Annotated in this window: 8 protein-coding genes; all 8 read left to right on the top strand. The window is 34.2% G+C overall.

Translation table 11 applies throughout. The annotated features are described in order from the left end of the window. Window positions 1–269: IS66 family transposase (locus EEJ45_RS17785; protein ID WP_164464342.1), on the top strand; the 269-nt coding region annotated here is incomplete at its 5' end. Between the two features lie 667 nt (window positions 270–936). Beyond that, window positions 937–1,371 (top strand): hypothetical protein, encoded by a 435-nt coding sequence (locus EEJ45_RS17780; RefSeq protein WP_124566089.1) that lies wholly within the window; start codon window positions 937–939, stop codon window positions 1,369–1,371. Window positions 1,372–1,926: 555 nt separating this feature from the next. After that, complete coding sequence (locus EEJ45_RS17775) at window positions 1,927–2,118, top strand: hypothetical protein (protein ID WP_124566088.1); 192 nt, start codon at window positions 1,927–1,929, stop codon at window positions 2,116–2,118. Between the two features lie 256 nt (window positions 2,119–2,374). After that, on the top strand, window positions 2,375–2,521 hold the full coding sequence (locus tag EEJ45_RS18550; protein ID WP_164464341.1) for a hypothetical protein: 147 nt from the start codon (window positions 2,375–2,377) through the stop codon (window positions 2,519–2,521). 441 nt (window positions 2,522–2,962) lie between these two features. Beyond that, complete coding sequence (locus EEJ45_RS17770; protein ID WP_124566087.1) at window positions 2,963–3,280, top strand: hypothetical protein; 318 nt, start codon at window positions 2,963–2,965, stop codon at window positions 3,278–3,280. Between the two features lie 139 nt (window positions 3,281–3,419). Next, the gene (locus EEJ45_RS17765) at window positions 3,420–3,944 is read left to right on the top strand and encodes a DUF2695 domain-containing protein (RefSeq protein WP_124566086.1); all 525 of its coding nucleotides are present in this window, start codon (window positions 3,420–3,422) and stop codon (window positions 3,942–3,944) included. Window positions 3,945–5,061: 1,117 nt separating this feature from the next. Continuing rightward, window positions 5,062–5,460 carry a hypothetical protein gene (locus tag EEJ45_RS17760; RefSeq protein WP_124566085.1) on the top strand — a complete coding sequence of 133 codons (399 nt, stop codon included), beginning with the start codon at window positions 5,062–5,064 and terminating at the stop codon, window positions 5,458–5,460. A 309-nt stretch (window positions 5,461–5,769) separates the two neighbouring features. Further along, window positions 5,770–5,895: a hypothetical protein gene (locus tag EEJ45_RS18905; RefSeq protein ID WP_278018730.1), complete on the top strand. Its 126-nt coding sequence runs from the start codon at window positions 5,770–5,772 to the stop codon at window positions 5,893–5,895. Window positions 5,896–6,141: the final 246 nt, after the last annotated feature.

The following is a 6,141-nucleotide window of genomic DNA, read 5'->3' as shown; positions in this document are numbered from 1 at the left end:
AAATAGATAATAATCCAGCTGAAAATGCCATTCGTCCAAATGTCATTGGTCGAAAAAACTGGCTGTTTTCCGTAAGTGAAGCTGGTGCCAAGGCCAATGCAATCTGTCTGAGTATCGCAAAAACCGCGAAAGCAAATGGATTAGATTTTTATCAGTATCTCGTAAAGTTACTGACGGATCTGCCAAATCTAGATGTCCATCGTAATCCAGCAATATTAAATCAATACATGCCTTGGTCCAAAAACATCCAAACAACATGCGGAAAATAAAATAGCCGTATATCTCATAAAAAAATGAATGATATATGGCTATTTGTGATGCGTACCGTGAAGGTGCGCTTATTTTTATAATTCGGGCTTACAGAATATCTATATTTTTTATTGAAAACTTTTAATGCAATCAAATGAAAATATACATTTCTTTATAAGTATAGGTTATTGCATAATCTCTACTTACGAAGAAAGAACGAGTTCTGTTGTAATACGTTATAAAAAGTGGATGGGTATGCTATATACATAGTTTTTTAGGTTTGCTTGTCCATATACCATCAGCCCCAATCCTATGACATATCCGTCCACTGCCTCGCATAAACTAATGGAAAGCTCTTATACATAACAGAAGCAAGTCCACTGCGCCCTCCCAAAAAAACTGCCATAATTCATGTATAATTAGTTACACGTATTTAAGCTGCTTGTGCAAGACAAGATGATGAAAGAAATCGACGGCGAATTATTTATCAGCGAAAAGACTGCTTGGATTACAGAAGCAATGAGATGTGTACCCTTTGCAAACAAAATCTTAGAATACATACGAAAGGCCTCTAGTGTCAGAGGCCTGTTTCTTTATGCATTCATTAATTAAATTTACATGAACTCTGTCCGACTCAATGTAGCTTTCCACTTACTATTTTAAAAACTCACGGAGAGGAAACATCATATGAAATTTAACCTAAAGTACGTAGTGGTTGGAGTTATCCTTATATGGTTAACAATCATCTTAATTCAGGATTATTTTCCAGGAATTATTTCTTTTGTTAATCCTAAAACATCGTCTTGGTACTATCCTATAAGTCTAATTGTGCTATTTATGTTATTTCGATTCTTAGATCGTGATAGACCAGGTACCTATGAAGAAGAAAAACGGAGATGGATACTACAATTCGGTCTAATCACTTATTTTGTCATACTCATCATCGGATTATCATTGCTTAGAGGAAAATCCGGACATGGTATAGGTTTACAAAGCCCTTTTCTTTGGGGTGTCTTTATGATGGGGGTAATCGGCCAGATACTAGACTGGCGAAAAATACAGAAAAGAAAATTGACAAATTCTATGGATAATCATCCGTTATTAAAAAATAAAAACGAATGATATTCTTAACTTGCAATTATCCATTTTTAATAAAATGTTAATATGTAAATGTGATGATAAATAGAGATATATATCATGAGAAAAATAGAAAAAAACATTAGAGGGATTTGGATTTAGTGAGCTTGTATTTTCTTTTGTTATGGTGGGTAGTATTCCTGCATTTATAGAATGTCTTCTAGGAGAACTATGTTATCGAAAAGTAGAACATAACAAATCTTTACATGTTGGTTATGAATTCTGTTCAACTCAATGTAACCTATCCAATTGGCATATAAAACCACCTTTCTATTTTTTAGAAATATAACCACTTTATTTTTTTATAGGGAGGTTTTGGCGTATGCCAATCAACCTAGGCATTCGTTATGCAACTACTTTTATTTTTCTACCGAACCTGTACAGGCTAGGGAGTATACTTATTAATCGTTGAACACTCTACTGATTAGGTTAACTTAATGTGGATGAGTGTAGTCAACAACACAGCAAGATATTGATAAAAAGGAGATTGCTGTGAGTATGTTGAATATATGGTTAAAATAATTTTTAGGGGGAATAAGATTGGGGAAGAAACCTATTCTGACATTACCGGCAGTATTGACTGGGATTACTACAGGATTATCAACTTTTATTGCAAACTACGCTATCCCTGATTCCGATTCCAAATCTACCACCATTTCATTAATTGCTGCAGTGGTTGCTTTTATATCTGGAACTATCTTTAAAAAAATTACTAAAGAAAAGCAACATTAATGTTCTTTCTTAGTGCAAAGGCTACTTAAAACGATAAAACTTATTGTTCTTGTTATTTTGGGTCTAAGTTTGTTGTATTTATTATCATCTGTTATAGCTATAACACAAATACTCTTACCAACATTACAAATTTCAACTTTTTACATATTTCCTTGAATTTTTCTATATTGGTTCGCACGCCTAGTAAAAGCATTTGAGTTTAAGTAAAGCTGTTAATGAGTTTTATGTTAACTGATAAGAGGGAGGAGAATATACAGTGAATGATGTGGATATACTGCCTCAATATTTAAAAAATAAATCTTTATCCGATAAAGAGATAATACTTAGCTTCTTTGACGCCTTAGAAGCCATTAAAATTTTAGCCGATAATGAACGGGCCATCATCTTGGGTGGGAAGGTATAATTAAATACTCTGACGGAAAGTATGGACACCCATCTGTTGTTATAGGTAGTGAGGTACTAAAAGGAGAACAGGAATCTTGGCGAGCTTATGCTCAGTCAACAGCTCATTTCTGTAAAGAGACGATCGAGGAAGAAAAATATAGATGGGAACAATCTGCCACAGAACCTGTTCCTAATTGCGAATTATATTTTTGTATTACTGCAGCAAACGAAAATGATGATGAGTAACTTCTTGTAATCCCGCTTATATGAACATGGATGCCCTCCAGCCAAGAGACCTGGAGGGTTTTTATAAATTGATTAAGTACGTTAAACTCCAATAATGATATCCTATAGTAACTAGAACTGTATAGAACATACAAAAGAAAATCCATACCTCATTTATAATTATACATGCTACGATTAAATATCTGATAATTCTAAAAAGGGGAAGGGTTATGCCATGATAATACTTATTATTATTATTTTAATGTGTTTAAGCATTTTTACATTTTATATTGGATATCTGCTTTTAATTAAAAATCATTGGAAACTCGGAAAAATATCCTTTGCTTCTGCGAGTACAGTAAGAAACAAAAAAGGATATTGTACATATATGGGGTATGTATCATTTACAATGTCAGCAATCTATGCAATATTAGCTGTCCTAATGATTCTAATTCCCTCTATTCAAGATTCTTCTATTCCTTTAATATTTGTTGGTGCAGCAATGATTATAGGGGTATCAAGTGAAAGTTTTGCTAAAAGAAAATATGCATAGTAACTTCCAATAATGAGTTCTATGTTGATTGATAAGAGGTAGAAGAACATACAGTGCATAATATGGATATACTTCCTCAATCTTAATATTAGTTAGCTTCCTTACTTAAATACTTCGATTAGCCAAAGGATTGGTATGAATGAATAACTTAGAAGAGTTACAACAACTACTAATAGAAGGACAAAAATTATCAATGCAAGGTGCTTATCAGAGAAGAGCACCTGCAAAAAAAGCGATACCTTACCTTTTAAAAGCGCGAACGGGTTTAAAGCTATATGTAGAACATGAACCTAATCAAGCTTTAGCATGGCATTTATTATCACAAGTAGAGGAATATTTACTAAATTATAATGCTGCCATCTTCAGTCTACAAAAAGCTTTAGAATTAGGAGGAAGAAATCGCAAAGATTTAAAAAGACTAGCTATGTTAAAAGAGTATGGGGGACAATGGCAGGAATTAAATATGTCACCGGAAAAATTGGAATCATTAGATGTATATTTAAAGAATAAGATAGAATTCTTTGGCTGTGATCACACACTCACGTATACAAAAGAATGGCTAGATGAGAATGTGCCTAAGAGTAGAAAATCTAAGGTTGTAAGAGCGATACAGAATCAAGGGGGCTTTTGCGATTGTGAAGTCCTTATGAATGTGATGGATTAAGTTATAAATGGCTCTTATGTTGCGATTTCTGGTTCTTTTATGTAAGATAGACTAATTTTATTTGATTTAGGACAGATTTCTCACTGAGGGAGATTTGTCCTTTTTTGGATTGTCAACACAACTGGACAGTTTGGTGCGTCCTCTTGTATTTCAGCGGGCTCATCTAGTCTAATGTTCTATGAATTCTGATATGATTAAACAAAGGTAATCTCGTAACTCTCTCTAAGTCTGCATCCTTTTGTGCACCTGCGCTGTAACCGATGATTTTCGGTTAAAGATGGCATAAAACGCAAAGAAATTCAGCAGGAATGTCTTGAGTAGGAAACTGACTTGGTAACCTTTAAACAAGTATGCGTTTTATTCTTAATATGTGTATAACACTAGGTTCGCGGACCACAAGAGGGAGGAGATTGGAGTTTAGGTGTCCCGCAAGAGCGTTTCGTGGACCATGAGAGAACGGAAATTGGAGTTTAGGTGTCCCGCAAGAGCGCCTCGCGGAGCAGGAGAGAGTGTAAATCTGAGTTTAGGTGTCCCGCAAGAACGTCTCGTGGACCACGAGAGAGAGAAAAACTGAAACTAGGTGTCCCGCAAGAGCGTTTTGCGGACCACGAGAGAGTGTAAATCTAAGATCAGGGGTATCACCACCCCGCCTAAACCACCCTAAACCCCCTATACATAACAAGAACGCCCCTCGTCCTCCTAAAAAACTGTCACGATGCATGCAAAATTAGTCACACGTGTTCAAGCAGCTTATTCAAGACAATGAAAGACATAGCTGGAAAATTTGTTCATCAGCGAGAAGACAGTCCGGAATCACATCAGCACTGAGATGTGTACCGTTTGCAAACAAAATCTTAGAATACATATGGAAGGCCTCTGATGTCAGAGGCCTTTATCTTTTAATACAAAATTTTCCTTTCGTTTATATGTGCCCTGTTGTAAAATTAAGGTATAATTTTATTTTTTTATACGATGGAAGAAAACATATTAATCTACATGGGAAGAGCATCAAGATACAAGTCGAACCTAAGAAATTAGAGGAAGTCGCAAACTGTTTACCTAAACCAGCTTCTGATAAAGGGTATCATAAAGATCAGGTGAAGGGAGGAAGAAATATTTGAGAAAGCTATGGTTGAGTATATATCTTACAATTTTAGTAATATTGGTTGCATGTTCAAGTCAATCCTTACCGAAAGAAATCTCATCACAAACCTTAAGAATTGTAAACAAAACAGTTAGTCCTTCAGAATATAAAGAGATTCGGGATACGAAAACAATTCAGATGATTTTAAATGTTGTTGATGAGGATGAGCTCAGATGGTCATACGTTAAACCTAGTATTGATAGAGAATCAGATTATCAATTTTGGGTAGAAAAGAAGAACGTTCCTGAAAGACATCATCATTTTGAAGTGTGGTTGAACGACAAAGAGTCTGTCATTCTGAATAAAAATAAAGGGCAATATGCTATTATTGAGTCTACTACAGTGGAACAGTTAAACGGCCTGCTCAAATGATATATGAATTGATTTTATTTAACTTTTGATAATTAAAATTATCATGTGATGTAAGTTTAAATGTGAAATAAAGAAGTAATTACTAAAAAATGGATGGGTAAAAGGGGTTTTAATATGAATTGGAGGTTAAATAGTAATATCTGAATAAAAAGTAAAAAGGAAATATGGATATATTCATAAAAGTCGGTGGAGAAATTGTGGTTCATTACGGAAGGATTTAACTGTAAGATAATCGCAATGGAAATCCAACTTATATAGCATGATATTATGGGCTTTAAGGGATACAAATTTTAAAGAAGGGGTGATGAAATGAATATTTTAAGAAAACCACTTTTTTGGATTTTGGTTATTGTATTGTCTGGATTTATGGGAGCCTATTTAACCGATGAACAAGAACAACTTCCATTTCCCCAGATAGAGAAAATTAATGAATAATAATTTTTGATAGCTTAATTTAAGTGAAAATTCCCCTTCAATTAAAAACTGAAGGGGAATTATATTTATGTTTAAATTTTAACTTCCCTCCGAAAGAAGTCTCCTACTTCTAAATGTGAAGGTGCGCCAGCACCAGTGAAAGTGGGAGATGAATTTCGGTTAGGCGTAGCCTAAAGTTGTCTCTTTTTTTGTACTATGATATAATCAGTCTTAGATAAAATAAAGGTTGTTATATCAATGGAATTA

Origin of the sequence: Ectobacillus antri (genome assembly GCF_003852715.1) — a bacterium.
Lineage (GTDB): Bacteria > Bacillota > Bacilli > Bacillales > Bacillaceae_G > Ectobacillus > Ectobacillus antri.
Note: the sequence above shows the minus strand (reverse complement) of the source record. Positions and strands in the feature narration are given on the sequence as shown.